General features: G+C 72.9%; 2 pseudogenes. One reads left to right on the top strand and one right to left on the bottom strand.

Annotation, left to right across the window (positions count from 1 at the left end):
* Positions 1-143 (top strand): annotated as a pseudogene (locus IE140_RS35785) (phosphoribosylamine--glycine ligase); the annotation flags it as partial.
* Between the two features lie 68 nt (positions 144-211).
* Here IE140_RS35785 and IE140_RS36575 read toward each other — a convergent pair.
* Positions 212-418 (bottom strand): annotated as a pseudogene (locus IE140_RS36575) (hypothetical protein); the annotation flags it as partial.
* Positions 419-501 lie beyond the last annotated feature (83 nt).

The following is a 501-nucleotide window of genomic DNA, read 5'->3' as shown; positions in this document are numbered from 1 at the left end:
CCTACTCGCCGCTGCCCTGGGCCGACCCGAAGCTGGGCGAGGAGGTCCTGGAGACCGTCCTGCAGCCGACGGCCGACGAGCTGCGCCGCCGCGGCACGCCGTTCTCCGGACTGCTGTACGCGGGTCTGGCGATCACCAGCCGCCGGTCGGTCCTGGGGTCGCGGATGTCGACGACCCGTTGATGGAGCCGCTCCCAGGTGTTGTCGAACGCCAGCAGGTCCAGGCCGCGCGACCCCGGGGGCGCCAGTACGAGCTCGGGCGTCGCCTGCCGGAGCAGCAGCCACAGGCCGCGGAGGCGCTGCCTGCGGTACCAGTAGGCGAACGCCCTCCTCAGCGGTTCGAGCGCGGCCAGCGAGCATCCGAGGGCGACGAGGACGAAGCGGGCGAAGGAGCACCAGAAGCCGACCAGCGCGAGCATCGACGGCGCGTGGGGGGTGAACCACCGGATGGCGCGGATCACCAGGTAGGGCAGTTCCGCGCTGGTGCCGACGGCGAGCGCCA

This window comes from Streptomyces parvus (genome assembly GCF_014648875.1).
Taxonomy (GTDB): Bacteria; Actinomycetota; Actinomycetes; order Streptomycetales; family Streptomycetaceae; genus Streptomyces; species Streptomyces parvus.
Note: the sequence above shows the minus strand (reverse complement) of the source record. Positions and strands in the feature narration are given on the sequence as shown.